At 37.4% G+C, this 25829-nt stretch carries 19 protein-coding genes; 9 read left to right on the top strand and 10 right to left on the bottom strand.

Features of this window, described 5'->3' with window-relative positions; all coding sequences use genetic code 11:
* Window positions 1-142: 142 nt before the first annotated feature.
* The 6 genes from I6E11_RS04480 to I6E11_RS04455 all read right to left on the bottom strand — a co-directional run bounded on the left by I6E11_RS04480 (window position 143) and on the right by I6E11_RS04455 (window position 7720).
* Window positions 143-2278 carry a peptidylprolyl isomerase gene (locus I6E11_RS04480; protein ID WP_235336621.1) on the bottom strand — a complete coding sequence of 712 codons (2136 nt, stop codon included), beginning with the start codon at window positions 2276-2278 and terminating at the stop codon, window positions 143-145.
* A 96-nt stretch (window positions 2279-2374) separates the two neighbouring features.
* The gene (locus I6E11_RS04475; RefSeq protein ID WP_235336619.1) at window positions 2375-3631 is read right to left on the bottom strand and encodes a hemolysin family protein; all 1257 of its coding nucleotides are present in this window, start codon (window positions 3629-3631) and stop codon (window positions 2375-2377) included.
* Window positions 3632-3683: 52 nt separating this feature from the next.
* The gene (gene lptC / locus I6E11_RS04470; RefSeq protein WP_235336618.1) at window positions 3684-4316 is read right to left on the bottom strand and encodes an LPS export ABC transporter periplasmic protein LptC; all 633 of its coding nucleotides are present in this window, start codon (window positions 4314-4316) and stop codon (window positions 3684-3686) included.
* 6 nt (window positions 4317-4322) lie between these two features.
* Window positions 4323-5684: a tetratricopeptide repeat protein gene (locus tag I6E11_RS04465; protein WP_235336617.1), complete on the bottom strand. Its 1362-nt coding sequence runs from the start codon at window positions 5682-5684 to the stop codon at window positions 4323-4325.
* Between the two features lie 40 nt (window positions 5685-5724).
* On the bottom strand, window positions 5725-7005 hold the full coding sequence (locus I6E11_RS04460; protein ID WP_235336616.1) for a BamG family beta-barrel-assembly machinery protein: 1281 nt from the start codon (window positions 7003-7005) through the stop codon (window positions 5725-5727).
* On the bottom strand, window positions 6995-7720 hold the full coding sequence (locus I6E11_RS04455; RefSeq protein ID WP_235336615.1) for a type III pantothenate kinase: 726 nt from the start codon (window positions 7718-7720) through the stop codon (window positions 6995-6997). Before I6E11_RS04455 ends, I6E11_RS04460 begins: the two co-directional genes overlap by 11 nt.
* 140 nt (window positions 7721-7860) lie before the next feature.
* Between I6E11_RS04455 and lnb the strand changes: the two genes are divergently transcribed.
* The 6 genes from lnb to I6E11_RS04425 all read left to right on the top strand — a co-directional run bounded on the left by lnb (window position 7861) and on the right by I6E11_RS04425 (window position 16731).
* Window positions 7861-9042: a lipoprotein N-acyltransferase Lnb gene (lnb, locus tag I6E11_RS04450; RefSeq protein ID WP_449500927.1), complete on the top strand. Its 1182-nt coding sequence runs from the start codon at window positions 7861-7863 to the stop codon at window positions 9040-9042.
* Window positions 9039-10622: an alkaline phosphatase family protein gene (locus I6E11_RS04445; protein WP_235336613.1), complete on the top strand. Its 1584-nt coding sequence runs from the start codon at window positions 9039-9041 to the stop codon at window positions 10620-10622. Before lnb ends, I6E11_RS04445 begins: the two co-directional genes overlap by 4 nt.
* Before the next feature lie 99 nt (window positions 10623-10721).
* Window positions 10722-14015, top strand: coding sequence for a preprotein translocase subunit SecA (secA, locus tag I6E11_RS04440; protein ID WP_235336612.1), 3294 nt, complete (start codon window positions 10722-10724; stop codon window positions 14013-14015).
* A gap of 135 nt (window positions 14016-14150) precedes the next feature.
* Window positions 14151-15134 (top strand): DUF6340 family protein, encoded by a 984-nt coding sequence (locus I6E11_RS04435; protein ID WP_235336611.1) that lies wholly within the window; start codon window positions 14151-14153, stop codon window positions 15132-15134.
* A 61-nt stretch (window positions 15135-15195) separates the two neighbouring features.
* Entirely contained in the window at window positions 15196-15645 is a 450-nt protein-coding gene (locus tag I6E11_RS04430) for a hypothetical protein (RefSeq protein ID WP_235336609.1), read from the top strand.
* Window positions 15646-15732: 87 nt separating this feature from the next.
* Window positions 15733-16731 carry an MBL fold metallo-hydrolase gene (locus I6E11_RS04425; RefSeq protein WP_235336607.1) on the top strand — a complete coding sequence of 333 codons (999 nt, stop codon included), beginning with the start codon at window positions 15733-15735 and terminating at the stop codon, window positions 16729-16731.
* Window positions 16732-16933: 202 nt separating this feature from the next.
* Here I6E11_RS04425 and I6E11_RS04420 read toward each other — a convergent pair whose 3' ends face one another.
* Both I6E11_RS04420 and I6E11_RS04415 read right to left on the bottom strand, forming a co-directional pair.
* On the bottom strand, window positions 16934-19561 hold the full coding sequence (locus tag I6E11_RS04420) for a valine--tRNA ligase (protein ID WP_235336606.1): 2628 nt from the start codon (window positions 19559-19561) through the stop codon (window positions 16934-16936).
* Window positions 19562-19796: 235 nt separating this feature from the next.
* The gene (locus I6E11_RS04415) at window positions 19797-21230 is read right to left on the bottom strand and encodes a DUF5723 family protein (protein WP_235336605.1); all 1434 of its coding nucleotides are present in this window, start codon (window positions 21228-21230) and stop codon (window positions 19797-19799) included.
* 365 nt (window positions 21231-21595) lie between these two features.
* Here I6E11_RS04415 and I6E11_RS04410 point away from each other — a divergent pair, with 365 nt between their 5' ends.
* The 3 genes from I6E11_RS04410 to I6E11_RS04400 all read left to right on the top strand — a co-directional run bounded on the left by I6E11_RS04410 (window position 21596) and on the right by I6E11_RS04400 (window position 23694).
* On the top strand, window positions 21596-22360 hold the full coding sequence (locus I6E11_RS04410) for a hypothetical protein (protein WP_235336604.1): 765 nt from the start codon (window positions 21596-21598) through the stop codon (window positions 22358-22360).
* Between the two features lie 17 nt (window positions 22361-22377).
* Window positions 22378-22809: a hypothetical protein gene (locus tag I6E11_RS04405; RefSeq protein WP_235336603.1), complete on the top strand. Its 432-nt coding sequence runs from the start codon at window positions 22378-22380 to the stop codon at window positions 22807-22809.
* Between the two features lie 75 nt (window positions 22810-22884).
* Window positions 22885-23694 carry a hypothetical protein gene (locus I6E11_RS04400; protein ID WP_235336602.1) on the top strand — a complete coding sequence of 270 codons (810 nt, stop codon included), beginning with the start codon at window positions 22885-22887 and terminating at the stop codon, window positions 23692-23694.
* Window positions 23695-23698: 4 nt separating this feature from the next.
* On the opposite strand, the gene I6E11_RS04395 is transcribed toward I6E11_RS04400, so the two are convergent.
* Window positions 23699-24829 (bottom strand): DUF4421 domain-containing protein, encoded by a 1131-nt coding sequence (locus I6E11_RS04395; RefSeq protein ID WP_235336601.1) that lies wholly within the window; start codon window positions 24827-24829, stop codon window positions 23699-23701.
* A 7-nt stretch (window positions 24830-24836) separates the two neighbouring features.
* The gene (locus tag I6E11_RS04390) at window positions 24837-25826 is read right to left on the bottom strand and encodes a Gfo/Idh/MocA family protein (RefSeq protein ID WP_394800096.1); all 990 of its coding nucleotides are present in this window, start codon (window positions 25824-25826) and stop codon (window positions 24837-24839) included.
* Between the last annotated feature and the right edge of the window lie 3 nt (window positions 25827-25829).

The following is a 25829-nucleotide window of genomic DNA, read 5'->3' as shown; positions in this document are numbered from 1 at the left end:
CGTATCTCGAATGGCGCCCAAAATAGGAACCGCCGTATGCCGAACGGCAAGTACGGTGGTGTGAGAGGTCGGTGAACATGAAAATAGGAGATAAACACCTATGATTAATGTTTACCTCCTACTCGATTATTTTTTGTACTTTTTAGAAGTATAAGTAGCGGTTGTCTACCACTTCTGCCTTCTGATAAAGGTCGTTTATGAATTGTGTAGCAAATCTTGAGTACATGTTTGTCAGAGTTGTTTCTTCTGATTTAACATCGAGTTTTTCGCTACCGTTTTCCTTGCTTAATACCTGTACCATGTAAACACCGGCATTACCTTTAACTGGAGCGCTAGTTGCATTAACTGCTGTTTTAGATGCTACTGCACCAATTACAGGTTCACTTCCTCTTGTCATAGAGATATAAGCTGGAGCAGAGAATGTTACGTGCTTAACTGTATCGCTTACAGCGTTCTTTACAGCTTTAGCCTGGTCGATAGAAGTGCATGCTTTCATGTCGGCCATAATAAGTTCTGCTTTCTTGTCGCGACGGATTTCACTGCGAAGCATATCTGCTACTGAGTTGATGTTGCGATATCCTACAGGATTGATTCTGTCAAGAGCTACAACCATGATGTGGTCGTTGTTTCCACATTCGTACAATGGAGAAACTTCACCTTCTTTTGCATCGAATATCCAGCGGATAACTTCTTTTGTTGAAGGTACACCACCTACATAATGTTCAGAAGAAGAGAAATCAGAACGTGGGATAACAGTATATCCGTATTCTTCAGCATTCTTTTCGAGTTCTTCTATCGTGTTGCTCTGTGCTACGAACTGGCTGAACTTGTTGTATGCATCATTATATGTATCGTTGCTGAACTCGACATTACGTTTGATGACAGCCACTTTGTATTTTTCCTGCATGCTCTTTTTGTTTGTAACCTGCAGAATAATGTTAGCCTGACCAAGATTCAGTTTTGCAACCTCATTAACTGGCTGGCTTATAAGTGTCTTGATGAATGTTTCGTTTTCAGAATTCAACTGTCCGCCTTCCCATGATGAAGCGCTAATCCAGTTGGCTTCGCCTGTCTGACCATAGACTTTAGCTATTTCTTCAAAGTTGGCTCCACCCTTTATAGCATCGTAAATACTGTCAGTAAGAGTTTTTGCTTTTTCGTCTGTATCAGCATAAACCTGAATCTGACGGAACTGTATTGAGTCAGGAGCATTTACTTTTGCTATGATTTTGAATGCATTGTATGAGTCGTCTGTCTGGCTATAGTATGGGCCGAAAACTTCGTTCATACCGATAGAGTCAAGACGTGCTACTACGTCAGAAGGAAGAACAGACTTGTTTACAGGGATATCAGCATATGATACAGCCGAACCTGTTGAACGAACGAATGTTCCGTAGTCAGCAGTAGTATTGTTGAGCTGTTCGCTGTATTCTGTAACTTCGTCCAACACAGCTTTTCTGTCAGCATCCGAAGGTAATACCTGTACGTCAACGAAACGGATATTGCGTGTTTCTGCCAACTGCTTGAACTGTTCTTTTCTTTCATTGTAAAGTTTCTTGATTTCATCATCAGAAACTTTAACTAACGAATCGTTTACAGATGAATAAGGAACAGCTGCCATAAGCAAATCACTCTGTTCTGTACGTGCTTTGAATGCGTCTTCTGCAGATACAGGGTTTGAAATAAGTGATTTTGAAATAAGATTCTGATATTTTTCAGCCAAAGCAGATTGTCTGAGTGTCTTTTCAACAAAGTTCCAGAAGTTACCCATTGTCTGGTAGTATTCTACATATTGTGCAGGCATCTGGCTTGTGCTGAGGTTAGAATAGTCAACAAGGAACTTTTTCAACATATCCTTGTCGAATGCACCTGTTTGTGGGTTACGGAACGGAGTATTCATCAGCATAGGGTGAGTACCTTCGTCAATGATAGCCTCAATTTCGGCATCTGTAACTGTAAGCCCCAGAGCTTCAGCCTGTTCTGCTATAAGTTTGTTGTTAACGTAAGATTGCCATACCTGGTCTTTAACACTTGCCAGCTGAGTTTCGTTAAGCGAAGTCAATCCGTTTGTCAGTTTGATAACTTCAGTGTATTCGTCAACCAGTTTCTGATAATCCTGAGCGGAGACTTTTTCTCCATTGATCTCTCCAATGTCTTGCCTTCCCTGATGTGGCTGGAATATTTTCCAAGCGTCACCTGCTATAAAAGCGAAGAGGGCAATACCGATAACAATGACCAATAATGGTCCTTTGCTTCTAATAGTTTGTAAAGTTGCCATTTAAAATTATTATTTTTTGTTTATTGTTTTTCTGTATTTAGCGCACGAAGATACGAAAAATGTTTTTGAGTTGCTATTTTCTGTAGAAAAAAATGCTTATTTCTGTATTTTCAGTTTTACCAATTCTATTTTTGTATTAGTGGCTTTGATAATATTGAACTGAAAATGGTCGATTACTATGTTTTCGTGCGGTTTAGGTATTCTTTGAAATTCGTTAATGATTAGTCCGCCCAAGGTTTGGTATTCATCGCTTTCGGGTAAATCAAGATTGAATTTCTCGTTTATCTCTTCTATTTCCAACCTGCCAGACAATATGTATTCGTTATCGCTTAGAGCTTTAGCTATGGTATTCTTATTATCGTGTTCGTCTTCAATATCCCCTAATAGTTCTTCTACCAGATCTTCCAATGCAATTATTCCGGATGTTCCTCCAAATTCGTCGACTACTACTGCAAGAGATTTTTTCTGTTGCATCAGAAGTTTCATAAGCTTGTTTGCACTCATACTTTCCGGAACTACAGGTATTGATTTGATGTTATTTCCCCATTCATCGTGAGTATTGAACATTTCAGACGAATGAATGTAGCCTATAATATTATCAATATTATCTCTGAATACAATGATCTTACTTAATCCGCTATCAATAAAGACCTTCATTATTTCTTCTTTCGGAGTCCCGGTTTCCACAGCAATGATTTCAGTTCTTGGTATCATGCAGTCTTTCACTTTAATATTCGAAAAATCAAGTGCATTGCGGAATATTTGAATTTCTGGCTCTATTTCATTCTCTTTTACATTGTCGTCAATACTACTTTCAATCAGGTAATCCAAGTCTACTTTCGAAAAAGCCTTTTCACTATCTTCTTTTTTGATTTTTTTTCCGGCCAGCCTTAAAATGGCAGTCGACAGCATAGCCGAAAATCTGCTGATAGGGTATAATACCAGATAACACAGATAAGTAGGTATACAGAATATCTTTAGTGTGAAGTTGGGATTTATCTTGAACAAAGTTTTTGGCATAAATTCTCCTGTAATGAGAATTATTAGTGTAGAAATGATAGTTTGTGTAACCACCAGTAAAGCTTCGTTTGTAATTATACCAGCCAGCAAATGTTGTTCTATTATTTCTGCCATCAGTATACCGTATATGACAAGTGCGATATTGTTTCCTACCAACATGGTTGATATGAAATTGTTGGGATTCTTGTAGAATACGGTCAAAATTTTTGTAGAGAAGTTATTAGCCTTCTCCATTTCGAATCTAAGCTTGTTTGATGATACAAAAGCAATCTCCATTCCGGAAAAGAATGCAGAAAATGCCATTGTTATTATAAGTTCTATGATTATACCCATTTGTTTATAATAATAGTATTAAGCAAGACAAATATGGTGCTTTATAAACCAATTACTTGTCCATAACAGATTTCGAGGTGTTAGTGGTATCTGCAGGAGCTGTATCTTCTACGGTAAATATTCCTGTAGGTGTAAAAATTTCATATTCTGTCATTTCCTGATTTGAATCGAAACCATAACCGGTCAGTATCTTGTCTTCTTGTTCTATTCTGATGAATTTATCGGAATAAATGCGTTCTTTAGCCTGGTCCCAAAACAGAAGTTCAGTATCAAATTTATCACCTAACTGATTTTGAATATGCACATTTCCTCTCAGCTCCCATATCTCTTTTTTCTCATGATAGTATGCTGTATCGGCTTTTATACTTGCATCAACTCTGAATAGTGAGTCAAATTTTTCCAGATACAGTCCTTTTTCGAAAGCCCAATATGGGGGATCTTTCTTGGTGAATACTAACCATTCATCCGTTACGATTTTATACCTTATCATTCCCGAATCCGATACATATGAGGTGACACCTGTGGTATACATATCAGGGAGTGAGTCTTTTTCATCAATAGCGTCTGCCAGTTTTTTATCTTTACTGCCGCATGAAGGAAAAAAAAGAAACATAACAGTTGCCCATGCGGCAACTGTTATGCTTATGAAGTATTTTGTTTTGAAAAAGATGTGTCTATATGACATATTTAATTATCTGATTGTTGTTGTTTCGCCAATCCATCCTCCGATAGTAACTGTGTGACCCTTGCTCAAACCAAGGAAGAACAAGTCTTCGTCTTTTGGAGTATATGCAGAATATGTTCTGATAAGTTCGTTTGCTTTTTCTGCAACGCTTGGGTCTACACTCTTAGCACGCTGAAGTTTGTCGATAACAGCAAAGAAAGTACATTTGTTCAAAGCTGATTCATCGCTCCAGTTAGGACTTGATGCATACATTTGTGCAATAAGTATATAAGCATCACCATAGTTGTTATTGAAAGAGATAGCTTTGTTGCAATACTGTTTAGCACGGCTCAACTGTTTTTTGCTGAAAAGGATAACACCAGCATTGTAGCAGTATTCTGCTTTTTTCAATGGGTCCTGTTCCAGTTCGATTGCCTGATCGAAATATCCTATACTCTTGTCCAAGTCACCTTTCTTGTAGTACATGTAACCGCATCCGGCAGCTGTTGCAGCTGTTGGTTCGATGGCATGTGCAGCTTCTGATGCTTCAAAGTATGCTTCTTCTTCTGTACACTTCAAAAGTTGCATAACAGAGATAACCTGTTTTAGATATTCCAGATTAGTTTTGTTCTGTGCAACCTTAGGACCATAAATAGACTGCAAATTTTCGCATGATGCAGCACCACTGTTTATAAAGTATGCATCAACGTTATCTTTTGTTGTCTTAAGGAGATTTTTCATTTTTTCCTTTTTCTCAGCCTTGTAAGCAGCATCTGCATAGCCTGAAACTGTCAGATAGTCTTGTATGAACTGCTCTTTGTGAGTTTCGTCTGCTTTTAGTTTGCGAGAAGACATATCCATCATGTCCAGGAACATGAAATAATCTGATTTGTCTTTTTCCATGCTGATACCTTGCTTTGCCCATTCATAAGCTTGGTTTATATCAAGGTTTTTTCCTGAAAATACAATATAGTCATGAACTTTCATTCCAATGATTGAACCTTCAGTAGTTTTTGATCTAACCAACTTGTTAAGTTTGTCAAGATATTTGATGCGTTGATCATGAACAGCCATCAGCTCGTCAAGATATGCTTTTTGTTGAGCTGCATCTTTTGTGCTTTGTATTAATCCACGAAGTATTTTTGCACCATTAGTGTATGTACCAACCTGTGCAAATGGAGCTTCTGTGAATACTGCTTTCCAAGGTGTGTATGCATCCTTGAAATTGTCTGTTTTAACGTATTCAGTATAAATACTGATGTTCTGAAGACAACGGATACTGTCTTCTCCATGTCCAAATCTAGAACCGTCTTCTACTCCTTTTTGAGCAAAAGTTGCTGCTGTACCTAATGTCATGGCACAAAGCATTGTAAACATCTTCATTCTCATCGTATATTAATTTAATTGTTTATTGTGTACTTTTTAAATTTTAGTTGACTCTCCATTTCATAAACCAAGGTTCATTTAAAGTTAACCCTATTTTCAATACAAATCTGTTTTCAGACATCAGATTTGTATTGCTTGGCGAAAGGTTTATGTATTGGCCTGTTATGCTTAACATTGTTTTTCTTTGAAATAAAGACAGAGGAAAACCGAAACCTGCTCCAACTCCAATCTCTCTGGCTCCGTCCGAATAGGATGTGGCTTCACTATTGTCTGGTATTTTAATGTATGGAGTGGTATAATATACTCCTGCCCTGTAAGAGATTCTTTGCAAGAAGTTACGGCCAATCTGATTTGGGGTGTATTCGATTCCTGCTGCTATCTTGCTTCGGTTGTTGTACATTCCTGCTTTGTTGGATAAATTGACTTTAGACCACTCCTGCATCGTATAATCCAAACAAACAGTCAGTCTATCCTTGTGCTGGTATGACAGGCCAACTCCGTATGTTGATGGAATTCCATATCCGTCGTAGAAAGTGTTTGATGTCGTTGATGTATATGTATTACCATCTGTGACTTGTGTTCCTATGCTTTCTGTAGACTTCAAATTATGTCCTAATCCATATGTCAGACCTAGAGTAATATAATTGTCTTTATTAACTGGCTGGGTGTATTGTAAGCCAAGATCGAGTTTATAGCTTTTAACTTTCAGATTTCTAAAGTTTATTGTATAATCACCGCCATTGCTTAATGTTGCTGTAGTAGTGTATTCATGTTTACCATATAGATAGCCAATATTACCACCTATTGATAAATTGTCTAATATCTTAAATCCCAATCCGGCGAAAACTACATTTGTACCGCCATCTCCAAAATAAGTGTTTGTAACTGAGACGCTATTGCTGTTTGATGCATAATCGCTTGTACTGAAATTATATCCAACAGTGGAAAATGGAGTGAAACCAATAACCATTCCTATTCTTGGATGTAAACGAAATTGCATTGCAAGGTAATCAAAACTTGAGTTTCTTGCATTTGATTTAATATTTCCTTCCTTATAGTTGGAACTTTTCATGCTGAAACCGATATCAAACATGAATGACAGTGAATCAACTGATGTATAAGATGCGGGATTCATTGTATTTATATGTCTGCTTGAGCGTAGGGCGTTACCTACTCCTCCCATAGCAGCATTATTGGTAAAGACTTGATCATACAAGTCTCCAAATCCGAATCTTGTATATGGAGAGTTAGTGCTGGATTGTGCAAATGCAATGATATGGGCAGTTGCAAATAAAGCGCTAATAAGTACTTTTTTAGTTGACATTATAATTCAATATTCTGTTTAAACCTTTTAATACTAAAAATCTATCTGCAAAGATGATACTTTTTAAATTTGTATCAAAAGAAAATTTATCTCCGCCAGTTAAAAAAACTAAAAGATCGGGATATTTTTCATGCATTTGAGAAATATAACCTTTAATCTCGTATTCTATACCTTTTATTACACCTGCTCTAATTGCCGTTTCAGTGTTATATCCCATCTCTGGGAGATCACCGCTTTTTTCTATAAGAGGCAATTTGTCGCAGCATGCACTCAACGACTTGAATCGGGTATAAATTCCTGGAGATATGTTACCTCCCCAATATATAGCATCTTTGTCTATGAACTCATATGTTAGGGCTGTCCCTGCATCTATTACAAGTATGTCTCTGTTTGGCTTAAGATAATTGGCTCCTACCACAGCAGCCAATCTGTCCATACCTAACGTTTCAGGAGTTTTGTATTTGTTGATTATCGGTATCGGAGTTTCATGGTTTAAGATCAGTACCGGAAAATCAACATTAGCCAATTGTCTTTTTATTGTATTACTTATAGTTATAACTGATGCAATAATACATTTGTCGATAGGATATTTATTGCATAATATTTTTATACAATCTAAAGAATGGTTCGATCCTCGAAGTATTTCAACCTGTTCATCTCCATCAAAAACAGCAAGTTTGGCTACCGTATTTCCAATGTCTATTATTAAATTCACAATATATAATTTAATTATTGCTTGCAAAGTAAAAGAAAAAATGGGTAATAATTGCAATAAAATAGATGTTTTGTTTCATATTTATAGATAATTAGTCTTATTTTTGCGGCGGAAATTACAAAAGTATACATTTGAAAACTATGTTTAAAAATAGAATAAGAGTCCTATTCTCCATATTTATGTTTTTGTTGTGTATGAAATCATATGCACAAAGGCAGGATAGCATTCAGTTTAGCTTGCTGACTTGTTCTCCCGGAACGGAAATATATTCTCTCTTTGGACATACAGCAATAAGATATCAGAATTTTACACAAAAGCGTGATTTGGTTTTCAACTATGGCATGTTTAGTTTCTCTGCACCTAATTTTATATATAGATTTGTGAAAGGAGAAACAGATTATCAGCTGGGGGTAACCGAGTTTCGTTATTTTGAATCAGAATACAAATTCAGAGGATCTGCCGTATACCAGCAGGTTATAAATCTGACTCAAGAAGAAAAACTTAACTTGCAGAGGCTGCTGTTAGAAAATTACTTACCGCAAAATCGCGTATATCGATATAATTATTTTTATGATAATTGTACGACTAGGGCTCGTGATAGAATTGAGCAAAGTATAAATGGCAGAGTTGTTTATCCAGATGCTTCGGAAGATAAAACTTTTCGTAGTATTGTACATGAATATACCGATGGTTTTGACTGGGAAGGATTCGGTATTGATTTATGTTTAGGAGCTCAAGCTGATAAAAATATAACTGTCAGACAACAGATGTTTTCTCCATTTTATATGCATGATTTTGCTCAAAAAGCTGTTATAGAGGATTCTGTAGGAAATGTAAGACCATTTGTTTCTTCTGAAGAAGTAATAGTTGAAGCGGACGAAGTAAAACCTGTGGATTCTTTTCCTCTAAGTCCTGTATTTTGTTCTATTGCCTTTTTGCTGATAAATGTTATTGTAGCAATATTTCAAATCAGTGGAAAGAAAATTTTTTGGTGGTGGGATTTGGTTTTGTATTTCATACAGGGCACATCTGGGTGTATAATAGCTTTTCTGTTTTTCTTTTCTGTTCATCCTACTGTAGATTCCAATTGGATGATATTGTTGCTAAACCCTATTCCGCTTGTTTACTTACCTTTTATGCTTTATAAAGATGTAAAGCGTATAAAAGATATATATCATATTATAAATCTAAGTTATTTAACATTATTTATGCTACTCTTTCCGATTATGCCACAATATTTTAATGTTTCGGTATTACCTTTGGCATGTGGATTGTGGTGTAATGCTTTGAGCCATATGATTGTTTATAAAAAATGGAAATGAAAGAACGATTAATAACATCTCTAATAACAGCTATAGTAATATCAGGAATTAATGCACAGAATGTTCCTGCTGTACCTAAGCTGGTCATAGGATTGACTATAGACCAGTTGCGGACTGATTACATTGAAGCATTCTCTGCTATGTATGGAGAAAGAGGATTTAAACGTCTCTTCAAGGAAGGACGTGTATATATGAATGGTGAATATGATTTTATAAAACCGGATCAATCATCGTCAGTAGCCTCTATATATACAGGAACAACTCCTTATTATAATGGTATAGTTGGCAATAGTTGGATGGATAGAAATTCATTATGCTTGGTTAAAAGTGTAGATGATAAGTCGTATATGGGGATATATACTTCTGAAAATACATCTCCACAACACTTAAGTGTCTCTAATCTGGCTGATGAACTTATGGTTGCAACTAAAGGCATGGCTCATGTTTATTCAATTGCACCAACTAAGGAGATGGCAGTAATGGGGGCAGGACATGCGGCAAAAGGGGCTTTCTGGATAAATGATGAAACAGGAAAATGGAGTGGAACTACTTATTATGGAGCTTTCCCAGAGTGGGTTTCAAACTTTAATGACCGCAACGGACTTGATTTTAGAATTGATCAGATTACGTGGGGACCTTATTTGCCGGTTACTGCATATAAATATATAACTACTGATTCTAAACAGATAACATTCAAGCATAATTTTACAGATGAACGTCTTTTTAAGTATAAGAAGTTCAAGACAAGTCCTTATGCTAATGATGAGGTGAACAAATTGGTAAATGTATTTCTCGATAATACCAATGCAGGATTGGATGATACACCTGATTTATTGACTTTGGGATATTATGCTGGAAATTACGATGGCAAGCCTGATGCTGAATATGCAATGGAAATACAGGATATGTATGTGCGGTTGGATAACAGTATCGGTGATCTACTGGATATGGTTGATCGCAAGGTAGGGCTGAAGAATACACTTTTTTTTATAACGTCTACAGGATATCGTACCCCTGAACCAGAGGATTTGCCAGAATATAGAATTCCTACCGGAGAATTCCATCTTAAACGTTGTTCCGCTCTTCTCAATATGTATCTGATGGCTATTTATGGACAGGGGCAATATGTCGAGACGTATTATGGTAATCAGATTTATTTAAATCATAAACTGATAGAAGACAAAGAGTTAAATCTTACAGAGGTTATGACACGTTCGTCTGAATTTATAGTCCAGATGAGTGGTATACGTGCAGCTTATTCTTCGCAACGTCTTCTTTTAGGTGCTTGGGATCCTAAAATAGATAAAATAAGAAATTCATTTACTAATAAATGTTCAGGAGATCTGTATATTGAAATAATGCCAGGATGGAAAGTAGTAGATGAGTTTTCAAATAATACCAGAGTGGAAAGAGAAGCCTACGCTTCTGTTCCAATTTTCTTTTTCGGCTATAATATAAAACCGGAGATTCTATACTCACCTGTAAAAGTAGCTGCTGTATCACCTACTTTAGCACATTTTATGCGTATCAGAGCTCCTAATGCCTGCGTTGTAGCTCCGTTGACGGGAATACGTAAATAAATGTCCGTGTTTTCTGCTTTTTGAGTGTTTTTAATTATCTTTGTACGCTGTTGAACATATTTAACGGCAATTAATCAGAAAATAAAAAATAAATATATAATGGGATTTAATGAATTTATAAGCAAGTTGTTCGGGAACAAGGCTTCTCGTGACATGAAGGAAATTCAGCCTTGGGTAGAAAAGATTAAAGCTGCATACCCGGAAATAGAGAAGCTGAGTAATGATGAATTGCGTGCCAAGACGGAAGAATTAAAGAAGTATATAAAAGATTCCGCCGTAGAGGAAAACAAAAAGATTGAAGAACTGAAGGCTACAATCGAAACTACTGATATCGAAAAACGTGAACCAATCTTTGCACAGATAGATAAGCTGGAAAAAGAAGTTCTTGATAAATACGAGAAAGCTCTTAATGATGTTCTTCCGGTTGCCTTCTCTATAGTTAAAGATACAGCAAGACGTTTCACACAGAACGAAGAAATAGAAGTTACTGCTACTGATTTCGACCGTGAACTGGCGGCAATGGGAAAAGACTTTGTACGTATAGAAGGCGACAAGGCCATCTGGAAGAACCATTGGGTAGCAGGCGGTAACGATATGAAATGGGGAATGATACACTACGATGTACAGCTCTTTGGTGGTGTAGTTCTTCATCAGGGTAAGATTGCGGAAATGGCAACAGGTGAAGGTAAGACTCTTGTGGCTACATTGCCTGTATTCCTTAATGCGTTGACTGGTAACGGTGTACATGTGGTTACTGTCAATGACTATCTTGCAAAACGTGACTCCGAGTGGATGGGACCTCTCTATATGTTTCATGGATTGAGCGTCGACTGTATTGATAAACATCAGCCGAACTCAGCAGCACGTCGTCGTGCTTATATGGCCGATATTACATTCGGTACTAACAACGAATTTGGTTTCGACTATCTGCGTGACAATATGGCAAACAGTCCTAAAGACCTTGTACAGCGCAAACATAATTACGCTATTGTCGATGAGGTGGACTCTGTATTGATTGATGATGCACGTACTCCTCTTATTATTTCAGGTCCTGTTCCAAAAGGCGACCAGCAGTTGTTCGAGGTTCTTCGTCCGTTGGTAGAACGTTTGGTTGAGGCTCAGCGTAAACTTGCTACACAATATCTGGCAGATGCCAAACGTCTTATCGCTTCTGACAAGAAAGAGGAAGTGGAAGAAGGATTCCTTTCTTTGTTCCGTAGCCATAAAGCTCTTCCAAAGAACAAGCCTCTTATAAAGTTCCTAAGCGAACCGGGTATCAAGGCCGGAATGTTGAAGACAGAGGCTATCTATATGGAGGCAAATAACAAACGTATGCCTGAAGCTGTAGAGCCTCTATATTTCGTAGTTGATGAAAAGATGAAGAGCGCTGACCTGACTGATAAAGGTATTGAACTCATCACTGGTAATTCTCAGGATCCTACACTCTTTGTTCTTCCTGATATTGCAGCACAGCTGTCTGAACTTGAAAATGAAACTTCTCTTTCAGACGAAGAAAAGCTTGCAAAGAAAGACGAGCTGATGACTAACTATGCTATCAAGTCTGAACGCGTTCATACAATTAATCAGCTTCTTAAAGCGTATACAATGTTCGAAAAGGATACTGACTATGTCGTTATGGATGGTCAGGTTAAAATTGTAGACGAGCAGACAGGCCGTATCATGGATGGTCGTCGTTGGAGCGATGGATTACACCAGGCTGTCGAAGCTAAGGAAGGCGTAAAAGTAGAAGCTGCTACACAGACATTTGCTACTATCACTCTTCAGAACTACTTCCGTATGTATCACAAACTGTCTGGTATGACAGGTACAGCAGAAACAGAGGCAGGTGAATTTTGGGATATTTACAAACTCGATGTAGTAACTATTCCTACCAACCGCCCTATAGCACGTAAGGATATGAACGACCGTGTTTATAAGACTAAACGTGAAAAATATAAGGCGGTAATCGAAGAGATTGAAAAGATGGTTGAAATGGGACGTCCAGTATTGGTCGGTACTACATCAGTTGAAATATCTGAAATGCTGAGTAAGATGCTTACCCTTCGTAAGATTGAACATAACGTTCTTAATGCAAAATTGCATCAGAAAGAAGCTGATATCGTGGCTAAAGCCGGTTTGGGACGTACAGTAACTATTGCTACAAACATGGCTGGTCGTGGTACAGATATCAAGTTGAGCGATGAAGTTAAGGCAGCAGGAGGTTTGGCTATTATCGGTACTGAGCGCCATGAATCACGTCGTGTAGACCGTCAGTTACGTGGTCGTGCCGGACGTCAGGGTGACCCGGGTTCTTCTGTTTTCTTTGTTTCTCTTGAAGATGATTTGATGCGTCTGTTCTCTTCTGACCGTATAGCTACTGTAATGGATAAGCTTGGATTTAAAGAAGGGGAGATGATCGAGCATAAGATGATTTCAAATTCAATCGAACGCGCCCAGAAAAAGGTTGAAGAAAACAACTTCGGTATTCGTAAACGTCTGCTTGAATACGATGATGTGATGAACAAACAGCGTAATGTGGTTTATACAAAGCGTCGTCATGCGTTGATGGGTGAACGTATCGGTATGGATATCGTGAATATGATTTGGGAACGTTGTGCAAACGCTCTTGATATGGCCACTTACTCTGAAGCTAAAATGGAGATACTTCAGACACTTGCTATGGAAATTCCTTTTACAGAAGATGAATTTACATCGAAGGATAAGAATGAGCTTACTGAAAGAACATTCGATGCTGCAATGGAAATATTCAAGCGCAAGACTGAACGTATGGCACTGATTGCTAACCCAGTAATCAAGCAGGTATATGAAAATCAAGGCCAGATGTATGAAAACATTATGATTCCTATTACAGATGGCAAACGTATGTACAACATTCCTGTAAACTTGAAGGCTGCATATGAATCTGAGTCGAAGGAAATTGTTAAGGCTTTTGAAAAAGCTATACTTCTTCATACTATAGATGAAGCATGGAAAGAAAACCTTCGTGAATTGGACGAACTTAAACATTCGGTACAGAATGCAAGTTATGAACAGAAGGATCCATTGTTGATTTTCAAACTTGAGTCTGTAAAACTGTTCGATAATATGGTGGCTAAAATCAACAATAATACAATTTCTGTATTGATGCGTGGTCAGATACCAGTTCAGGAGCCGGAACAAGTACGTGAGGCTGCACCGGAACCAGCTCCAAGAAAACAACAGTATAAGGAAGAAAAAGTAGACCTTAACGATGCTTCTCAGCAGAATGCTGCAGGAAAGGATACCAGAGAGGTTAAAAATGAACCTTATAGGGCTGATAAAACGGTAGGCAGAAATGATCCATGTCCTTGCGGAAGCGGATTGAAATATAAGAACTGCCACGGCAAGGCATAATAATTTTAATAAAATATATGCGTTAAAGGTTGTCTCTTAACAAAGGGACGACCTTTATTATTATACCTTTTTACCTTTTAACTTCATAATATTCAGAAATATATTAATTTTGTAGTGATTATAAATGAACATATTATGAAGAAATATATTTTATATATTGTATTGTCTGTAAGTTTTCTACTATCATCCTGTAGTTCCATTCAGACACTTACTTTCGACCAATTATCTCCGGCTGAAGTTAATTTCCCTTATCAAATTTCAGTGGTAGGTGTAGTGAATAATATGCCTTTACGTCCTGACGCAAAGAAAAACATTCTTACTTTGGGACAGGTGGAAGCTGAAGGAAAAGAAGCTGCAGAGACTATAGCCGGATTCCTGGCAGACAGTAAATATTTTAATCAAGTGGTTATATGCGATTCTGCTCTTTGTTCTGACAATTATTCTAATATTCTCTCTTCTGAAGAAGTGAACAGACTATCTTCTATGCTAGGAGTAGATATGTTGGTCTCTTTCGAAAGGATTCTTCTGGATGTGCAGAAAAAAGAATACACAAATCCGGGGTGGGATACGTCAATTCCTATGCTGCTGGTTCAAGTTACTCCCGTTGTACGGTTGTACCTGCCGGGAAGACAGAGACCTTTGGTAGAGCTTACAGATACAGATTCGTTATATTTTGACTTAGCATATAGAATTTCAGAGAAAGAAATAATTCAGGAAGCTACAAGACATGCTTCGTCTGTCATGTGCAATAAAATAGTCCCTTATTGGCAAACAGTAAATAGACTGTATTTTGATGGAGGAGGGGTTGAAATGCGTGATGCCGGTGTCTATGTAAACGAAGGTAATTGGGAGTCAGCACGCGAATTATGGACGCAGGTCTATAATCGCCAGAAAAAAGGTGATACAAAGTTCAGAGCTGCATATAATATAGCTCTTTCATATGAAATGACCGGTGATATGGATAATGCCGAAAAATGGCTTAATATGGCATCAGATTGTGTGAAGTCAGGTTCGGAAGAAGAGATGGTCCTAAAGTATTATATAACTCAATTTATAAAAAGGAAAGCAGAATTTGGTAAGCTTAATGTTCAAATGGGGCGGTTCAATAACATTTTTTGACCTGTTTATTTTGAAACATTATAATTTTTAGTAATTTTGAGGTAATAAATATTTTATGCCTATGAATGTTAGTGAAAATACACGTGTAGCTATATCTTCATCCATAAGAGAAGCATTATGCAGATATGTGTCAGGAGATGAAAATTCTGTAGTAACAGATATTCATTTACTACCCAAGCAAGATAGTGGTGAACTTTTGATATTTAACGATGATGATGAGGAATTGGCACGTACCATTATAGATGAGTGGGTGGAATGTGATTCTGAAGATTTCATGAAAGAAGTTGAATCCGTTCTACGTTCAGAAATAATAGCATTGAACGATCAGGGATATTTTGACAAATTGTCTTTACTTAAACCATATTCATTTGTATTGGTAGACGAAGATAAAGAAACAGTAGCAGAATTAATGCTTGTAGATGACGAAGATACATTATTGCTTAATGATGAACTTTTAAAAGGGCTTGATGAAGAACTTGACGCCTTTTTAAAAGACCTTTTAGAAAAATAATGGGCAATATTAAGATAGTCGGGGTAAGGTTATGTTTAATTTTTGTAACCTTTCCCCGACTTTTGTTATATATTTAAACGAAATGTTATGGGAGAGAGGATAACTTTCAGAAGAAATGAGCAGCTACATACTGTAAATCCTAGATGGCGAGGAAATCCTTCTGTAAAAGGTAAATTTTTTAATCGTCAGCACAGATGGCGTCCAGGTATGGGAAGTGTATTGAAATGGAGATTCTCGCCTAATCCTCAAAGAAAAGAGAAACGTACAATAAAGTGGAACCCTAACGTCAGATACCTTCATAATCTTGATGCTGTGACGGGTAATTCTTTAATATGGCTCGGACATAATTCTTTCTTTTTGCAGTTGTGTGGCAAACGATTTATGATTGATCCTGTTTTTGGGAGTATTCCTTTTGTGAAACGCCGGAGTGCTTTTCCTGCTAACCCTTCAATATTCACAAATATAGATTACCTTCTTATCAGTCATGATCATTTCGATCATCTTGACAAACCAAGTGTAGCACGTTTGTTTTTAGCAAATCCGGGAATGAAGTTGTTTTGTGGTATAGGTACTGGAGAGTTGATAAAAGGATGGTTCCCCAAAATGGAAGTCATAGAGGCTGGATGGTATCAACAGCATAAGGATGGTGAACTTTGTCTGACATTTCTTCCGGCACAGCATTGGAGTAAAAGAGGTGTCAGTGATGGTGGGGAGCGTCTTTGGGGTGCATTTATGATACAGGCTGATGGTATAACAATCTATAATAGTGGTGATACAGGTTATGCACATCATTTTAAGGAACTGCCAGATATCTTCCCACATATAGATTACTGTATGATAGGTATCGGAGCTTATAAACCTCGATGGTTTATGAAACCTAATCACATATCTCCTTATGATGCCTTAACTGCCTCGGCCGAGATGCAGGCTAGGGTGACGATTCCTATGCATTATGGTACGTTTGATCTTTCCGATGAACCATTATTTGATCCTCCTCATGTCTTTGCAGCTGAGGCAGAGAAGAGAAAAATGGATGTGATAATTCCTGAATTGGGTGAAGTGATTAAATTGCATCATATAAGATAAAATCTGTTTTAATTGTTGCCCAGTGAACGTCCGGTGAACGCTTGATAAACGCAAAATGAGTTATGCCACACTGATGTGAAATTCTTTTTAAGCACTTTTTAAACACCATTTAAATAGCGTTTAAAAGCTCTTGAACATAAAAAAAGAACAGCCCAAAGCTGTTCTTTTTTCGTTCATATAGTGTTCATTCACCGTTCAGTGGTTATTTTTTCAGAGCGGCAATGCTTTCTTTTAAAGCAGCAATTTTAGTTTCTGCATCAGCCTGTTTCTTACGTTCCATTTCAATAACGTTAGCTGGGGCCTTACTTACAAACTTCTCGTTGCTTAGTTTCTTCATTACGCTCATTAGGAATCCTTCCTGATATTTCAAGTCAGCTTCAAGTTTCTTCAATTCTTCTTCCACGTTGATAAGGTTGCCTAATGGAACTGCATATTCAGTTGTACCAACCATGAACGAAGCTGCACCTTCTGCTTTTGCATTTACTTGTGCTATTTCAGACAGGTTACACAATTTCTCTATTACAGCATTGAAGTCTGCAACAGGATTCTCACCTACTACTTCAAGATTCAGAGCCTCTTTCTGAGCTATGTTCTTCTGAAGTCTGATAGTACGGATACCACCGATTACTTCTTTTACAGCCTCAAACTTGTTGATGATAGCTTCATTGTAAGTTTCAGGCATTGCAAGAGTCTGAGTCATGATACTTTCTCCATCCTTACGGTCGTAGATATGCTGCCACAACTCTTCAGTGATGAATGGCATGAACGGATGCAGAAGTTTGAGCAATGTATCGAAGAAACCAAGAGTCTTTTCGTAAGTCACACTGTCTATAGGCTGTCCGTATGTAGGTTTCACCATTTCAAGGTACCAGCTTGAGAATTCGTCCCAGAACAGTTTGTAAACCACCATAAGAGCTTCGCTCAGACGATATTTACCAAACAAGTCGTTCACTTCGGCTGTAGTTTTTGCAAGCATGGCTTCGAACCATTCTGTAGCCAGACGTGCGTATTCAGGCTGTTCGTTACCTTCTACGTTCCATCCCTTAACCAAACGGAATGCATTCCATATCTTGTTGTTGAAGTTGCGTCCCTGTTCGCAGAGAGCGTCGTCAAACAGAATGTCGTTTCCTGCAGGTGCAGCAAGCATCATACCCATACGTACACCGTCTGCACCGTATTTCTCAATCAGTTCAAGTGGGTCTGGTGAGTTACCGAGTGACTTGGACATCTTGCGGCCTATTTTGTCACGTACGATACCTGTGAAATATACGTTCTTGAAAGGCATGTCGCCCATGTATTCATATCCTGCCATAATCATACGTGCTACCCAGAAGAAGATAATGTCCGGGCCGGTTACAAGGTCAGCTGTAGGGTAGTAGTATTTTATTTCCTCGTTGCCCGGATTGTTTATACCGTCGAACAGAGAGATAGGCCACAACCATGAAGAGAACCATGTGTCCAGACAATCTTCATCCTGGCGTAGGTCTTCTATCTTCATATCATTGTTTCCTGTCTTTTCGATGGCAAGTTTCAATGCTTCTTCAGCTGTTTCTGCAACTACAAATCCACCTTGAGGCAAGAAGTAAGCAGGGATTCTGTGTCCCCACCATAACTGACGGCTGATACACCAGTCCTTGATGTTCTCCATCCAGTATTTGTAGGTGTTCTTATATTTTGCAGGATAGAATTTCAGTTCGTCGTTCATTACAGGTGGTAATGCCATATCTGCAAAGTGTTTCATCTTGAGGAACCACTGCATTGACAGCTTAGGTTCGATGGCAACGTTTGTACGTTCAGAGAAACCAACCTTATTGTTGTATGCTTCAACTTTTTCAAGCAGACCTGCTGCTGCAAGGTCTTTTTCTATCTGTTCGCGAACGTCGAAACGGTCCATGCCAACATACATTCCGGCAGCCTCGCTGATAGTACCGTTGTCATTGAATATGTCTATAGACTGCAGGTTGTATTTTTCACCAAGCATGTAGTCGTTCACATCGTGTGCAGGAGTCACTTTCAGACATCCTGTACCGAATTCTATATCTACATAATCATCTTCTATTACAGGGATTACTCTGTTCACCAATGGAACAATCACTTTCTTACCCTTCAACCATTCGTTCTTAGGGTCGTTAGGATTGATACACATTGCAGTATCACCCATGATTGTTTCCGGACGTGTAGTGGCAACTACAGCATAACGTCCTTCAGCATCGCCTTCAACCTTATATCTCAGGTAGAAAAGTTTGCTGTGTTCTTCCTTATAGATAACCTCTTCGTCAGAAAGAGCTGTAAGAGCTTTTGGATCCCAGTTTACCATACGTACACCGCGGTAAATAAGTCCCTTGTTGTAAAGATCAACGAATACTTTTATTACGCTCTTGCTTCTTTCTTCGTCCATAGTGAAGGCTGTGCGGTCCCAGTCGCATGAAGCACCAAGCTTACGCAACTGTTTTAGGATGATACCTCCGTGTTCGTGAGTCCATTCCCATGCATGTTTCAGGAATTCTTCTCTTGTCAGGTCTGTTTTCTTTATTCCCTGTTGGGCCAGCTTGTTTACAACTTTAGCTTCTGTAGCAATAGATGCGTGGTCTGTACCCGGAACCCAGCATGCGTTTTTGCCCATCATGCGGGCACGACGTACGAGGATATCCTGTATAGTATTGTTAAGCATATGTCCCATGTGGAGCACTCCTGTCACATTAGGAGGTGGGATTACGACGGTATATGGTTCGCGTCCGTCCGGTTTAGAACTGAAAAGTTTGTTGTCCAGCCAATACTGGTACCATTTCCCTTCCACATCTGCGGGATTGTACTTACTTGCTAATTCCATGATTGTTATTTTGAGTTTTTAGTTTTTTAAGTTTTTGAGTTTGTGAATACTTAAGAGTATAATCGGTTGCAAAATTAATAAAAGTTGTTTGAAAATTCAATACAAAAGATTCAACTCTTTCTTTTATATTAATGTGTTACACATTGGAAATTTCTATATTATGGCATATAAATAAAAAAACACCTGTCGCAAATCAATCTTACGGCAGGTGTTGAAATAAAAAGAATCGGTCTATTTAGAGTTCTGCAAATGGTTTGCGTTTTGCTCCAAGAGGAAGAGAAAATCCAATGAAAGCATTTATAGTTTTTGAGTTTCCACCAAAGTACATATAGTCTGTACCGGCGAAGATCGGACCAAGTTTCAGTGCCAAACCGAATGACTTACCTCCTGAAAGGATTGGAGAATAGCTTACTGCTGCATTAAATATATTTGATGGACGCAATGTAGCAAGGAATGTCAATTCTGTTTGTGTTTTTGGTTGAACAAAACGTGATGAATATATAGCACCTACGCTAAGTTTATTGTTCATTAAGCCGTATTCAGCAGCAAGGAGTATTGTACTTGCCAGTTTTGTACTTGATTTGTAGTCTGCTTCTTCCTCTTTTTTGAAGTCGAAACGGTCTAGTGACAGCAAGTCTCCACCTATATATTGTTCATAGTTATTTTCATTTATTATAACGTTTTCTTCACCTTCGACTTTGGCTATGGTTGTATTGCTTTTATTCCATTTCATTACTCCAAGATCAAGAATGGCAGCTGAAACAGTAAGGTTGCTGAAAATACTGTAACTAGCTCCAAGGTCTACACCGAAACCTGCACCTGCTATTCCGAAACTGCTGGCATCAAGATCAAAACCGTTGATCATGTTGTTGTCATCGAAAGTCATACCGCCACCTTTTAGGGTAGTCACTACATTTGCTTTTGCGTTATAACTATACCCTTTTCCATACCAGTCCTGTTCGCTGAACTCATAATTTTTCATTTCCTCCTGAGTCATGTTACTAGTGTTTGGTATTTCCGGTATATCTAGGTCAAGGTCAAACTGTTCGATGTTTACTTCAGTACGGGCAAGTCCCAATAAAACTTTAGCTCTTGCACCTACAGTAAGTTTTTCGGTAATTCTTCTTGATAGTCCTAATCCTACTTCTGCATATGCATTCATATTTATAGACTGATTTCCCATTTTGTAGCTTTGCTTGCTACCGGCAACACTTTCAATGTCAAAGCCATTCATGTTTCTCATCATTGTGAACATGTCTTTGTTTATCTGTGCACCTATATCCATACGTAAGCCAGCATTGAAAGACCAAAAGTTTTTTCCCTTGTACCATCCGAAAGAAAGAAGATTGGCATTTAGGTTCATATTTAGTCGATTGTCTTGCTGTAAAGAATTGTATAGCGTATTGTTACTAAGAAAATCATTACCGTCTTTTGTTATATCTATGAAGTCGTTTATCCCCAAGGAATTTGTGTTGGCAGATACATTAAAGTTACCTATAAGAGGCAGATTTAAGTAACCTCTGGTAGGTTGTAGTCCTGGGTTCATCTGAACACGAGTGCTGGCGCCCTCCATGAAATAAGATGTACGTAGGTACTGTGCTTGCACAGAAACAGTTGTTGCGAAAATTGAAGCTACAACTAATAGTTTTTTGTTCGTAAATGTTTTCATGCTGTTTTGTATTAGTTTGTTGTTTCTCATAATTACAAAAATAAATGTTTATTTTATTATTCTTTTTGTCGATTGTAAAAATTTTTGATATTTCGTAATATGACTCCATTAAATTGGCCGCTTACGTTATACTTGAATGGCTTTTATGATATAGTAGACAATAATAGTCATTGTCTATATTATTATGTAATAACCTCATTGTTGTATTAGAATTACTTTTGTTTATCTGTATAATCATGTTGATTTTGTTAGAATTTGAATATTTTTAACTTTTTTCTCGTTGCTTTTAATTAAGTAATCTAATATTTTTGCTTTACAAACAGAGTGTGTTATTACTTTAATATTTAATTTTAAATTGTAAAGTTATGAAAAAAGTGTTTTTGCTTATGGCCTTATGCATGGGTCTGATTTCTATTACAAATGCGCAAATTACAACCGGCAAGTCAACTTCAAAAGTAATTAAGACTGGCAATAGGGCACAGGCCGGTGATTACGGGTTGTATTTTGGCGGAACAACCAATATGTTCAAAAACCTTGTTGATAAGGATTTGGAATTTACAACACTTCCTCTTATAAACTTCAAGTATATGTATACTGATCAGATGGAATTACGCTTAGGTATGGAATTTTGGAAAACAAGAAATTCTATTAAAACAGAGATAGAAGGTGAGGAAGAAGATTTAACTGGCAAAAGCAAAACCCTAGAGTCCAGAAATTATCTTTATCCTGGAGTGGCGTATCATTTTTCAACTAATAATCTTTTGGATGTATACGTTGGTGGTGAATTGCCTATAGGATGGTCTAGATACGGACAGTTTAATGATTTTGGGGATAATGGTTATAACAATGTTAGTAAAACGACATTTGATATAGGAATAGGAGCATTTATTGGTCTTCAGGCTTATATTGCTAATCTCCCATTGGCTATTGGAGTGGAATACGGGCTATCTACAATGCTTCATTCCGGAGACAAATACAAACATGAAATTAAAGAAGGTGAAGGTGATGCACAAGTAAAATATACTACAGCCCTTGAGGGAGACGATTTGATGTATTATGACGGTTTGAAAGTCAATAAGGCAGACATCGGTAGTCAGGTACGTTTTACTCTTACATATTATTTCAAATAAATAAGGGAGGATTATAAATGATGACCAGAATAAATACTTTTATTATATTGATAGTTATGACTTTCATTACATCATGCGGAAGTATAACTAAATCATCTGTTTTCAGACCGGATGATGTACGTTTGAATGTAGGAATGGAAGATTTGGAATATCTAGGAGAAACAGAAATAAGCGTTTCTTATAGCACTTATTTAGGCTTTATTTCTGTTATAGATAAGGTTAATGGTGAGGATTATAGCTATATGGAAAGCAAAACGACCACATTTGATAGTTATATGAGTGGATTGCTGAATGGAAAACTGAAAAAAGCTGCTTATAAAGCATTAGAGGATTTTCCGGAAGCTACTTATTTCATTCCTGTATACAGAAAAACAGAAGCTGACCGTCTCTTTTTGGGAAGAGAAGTCAACCAGGTGGCAAAAATCCGTGCCTATAAATTCAAAGACTAATACACAATTCGTTTTTAATTAATAAGACTATGGTCATTATGGCCATAGTCTGTTTGTTCTTTTAAAGAAATGATTATGAAACTGAAATACTTGGGTCTTATATCTTTATTATCTTTATTCTTTTCTTGTTCAGAGGAAAATACTACCGTTTTTCTATATGTTGAGAATATAGGTGAATTGAAATACGTCAGTTCCGACACGAAGAATATTTTTAGGATAGTGTGTTCTACAGAAAATGAGTATCTGGAGAACATAACTATGACATCATTTGATAAAGAATATGGGACTCAGCAGTTATTTGATACTGTTCTCAATAAAAAGAATGTTAGACTTGATTATGAATACGATATTCCTGTTTTTACTGAAGATTCGGTAAAGGTACGTTTATCATTGAGGGCAGTTGATTGTCAGGGAGCTGAACAGGAAGTGGCCTATAATGTAACAGTGGTAAATCCGGATATTACATTGAAAGAAAAATCAGGTCTTGTAGTATACAGTGGAAAATCCAATAAAGAAAATGCTTTTTCTTTGTTAGATCCCTCTTCTACATTCAATTCTTTGCTTGCAGATTCAGCAAAAATAGACATTTACGATTATGTAGTGTCTGATAATAATGAAGCTTTGGATTTGACGTGGAAAACGAATACAGATGTTGATTTTGTAAAAGTAAATTCATTTGACTATGTTAATGCTACTTCCAAGTCAGTTTCCAGTGTTTATAATTCATCGAAGAAGAATGCTTATGTAAATAATATACAGTCGAATGATATTATAATTGTAGGTAAAGGTAATAGCCCTTGGGGAGTATTTTTCATAGCAAATGTATTTGATGTTGATGGAGTGGATGATGACAGATATCTGGTCAATTATAAAAGTATAAAATAGAGTATCATTTTCTTTTCCAGAAATTAAACCCGGCATACACTTTTAAACTTCCAAAGGAATTTGTCATTGACAGGTTTCCTTTACGGTAGTCATAAGTATGGAGTATAAGTGTTGCTCCAACGTAATATTTACCGTTGTTCCATGTTATTCCGGCCCGTGTTATAAGGTCGAAATTAATATCTTTTACCCATTGTGTCCAATTGGAGTCTGGGGTTGTAGGCAAGTCGTTTATTCTGGCCTTTTTGTAACCTATAGCAGGAAGTAAAGATAAATTAAGTAGACAGTTTTTTGCAAATACCCAATTATATCCATATCCTATGCTGAGATTATAATCAGTATAGCTGAGACTTCTGAAATTTAGAGAGGGTCTTATTTGCGCTTGGATTTCTTGCGGAAGTTTATTCTTGTCGAAGGTTATTTCGTGCTGAGAATATGCAAATCCTACCATTGGCGAACCACAGCTTCTTATCTGATTGGTAGATTGGCTATACGCCACAGGGTAGGAATATTTATCACTTTTGAAGATGTAATATGCATTTAGTCCTCTGATGTTGCTGTTGAAGCCATTGAAATCAGTACCTATATAATCTTCTGAGAGATCAAAATTTTTGCATTTTGTTATTCTGAAGTCACTGCCGGTTTTTCTATAATATAAATCCATACCGAATTTTGCACTATATAAGTTGAATACAATTTCAGTACGGGGTTTCTCTCTTGTTTTTTTAAGCAGACTACTCAGGTCGAATGAATATCCAAAAACTAACCATCTCCATCCCAAATAAAGTCCTAGCTTTGTGTTTGCTCTAGGGGCAAAACCTAATATTTGATTACCATCATCGCTGTTACTTCTCAGGTGATAATGTTCAAACCATGTACTTTGTTCAAGTTTCAGTGTCAGATTATATTTGTCTGGTAATACATAAGAAGTATCTGTTTTGTTAAACCAATCAAAGGCCTTATTGAAAAGTTTTACAGAGTTATTGATAAACTTGTTTTTGAACTGTCTGTTTGTCGTTATTGAGTCATATTGATAGTGTAAATATGTCGGCACATATTTTTCTTTCCTTTCTTTGGCAAATATTCCGGCAGAAAGAAATATGAATGTTAGAATCAGAATATTTATACGTGCCGACATATGTTTTCTACAGTTTGTTTAATATACGGTCCATTACCCAGTTTGTTGGAGTAGCACTTATTCCGTCGCAAGTACATATACTTTTGCCCTGAAGATGTTCTACTACAGCCTTAATTAATGGCAACTGCACGTGTGGTGGATTTTGTGGAAGGATTTCTTCACGTCCTCTTTCTGTGTGCAATGCAATAGGGTCATAGGTGAATATAGAGAAACATATCATACCTTTGTCACCTATTATTTCTATTCTGTCTTCTTTGGCGGATTCATGTGCTACAAAGCACCACGATCCAGAACCGGGAAGTCCGGAGTCAAACTTAAAGCATGCGCTGATTGTATCTTCCGCCTCATAAAGTCCTCCACGATTGCTTTTATATCCTTCAGCTTCAAGTATACACCCAAACATATCTTGAAGTAAATCCAGCTGATGGGGGGCAAGGTCGTAAAAATATCCTCCTCCTGATATTACAGGTTGTACTCTCCAAGGTAGGTTTTTTGTATTATAGTCTAGAGCTCTAGGAGGCTGGGCGAATCTTATTTGTACGTTTATTACATTGCCTATTTCTCCTGATGCGACAAGTTCTTTTACCTTCTGGAAATATGGCAGATATCTTCTGTAATAAGCAACGAAACAAGGAATTCCGGTTTCTTTTGATATACGGTTTATTCTGGCGCAGTCTTCATAAGATGCTGCCATAGGTTTTTCTATATATACCGGTTTGCCCGCTTTCATGGCCATAATTGCAAATGTGGCATGCGATGATGGCGGTGTGGCTATGTAAATAGCATTAACTTCTTCGTCTCCTATAAGCTCCTGGGCATCAGTATACCATTTAGGTATATTGTGTCTTTGGGCATACGATTTCACTTTTTCTTCATCGCGGCTCATTACAGCTACAACCTTAGAGCCTTCTACCATATTGAATGCAGGTCCGCTTTTTTTTTCTGTTACTTCACCGCATCCTATGAATCCCCAGTTTACTTTTTCAAATGTCATCATAAA

The sequence above is a fragment of the Bacteroides caecigallinarum genome, assembly GCF_021531075.1.
Classification (GTDB): domain Bacteria; phylum Bacteroidota; class Bacteroidia; order Bacteroidales; family Bacteroidaceae; genus Phocaeicola; species Phocaeicola caecigallinarum_B.
Note: the sequence above shows the minus strand (reverse complement) of the source record. Positions and strands in the feature narration are given on the sequence as shown.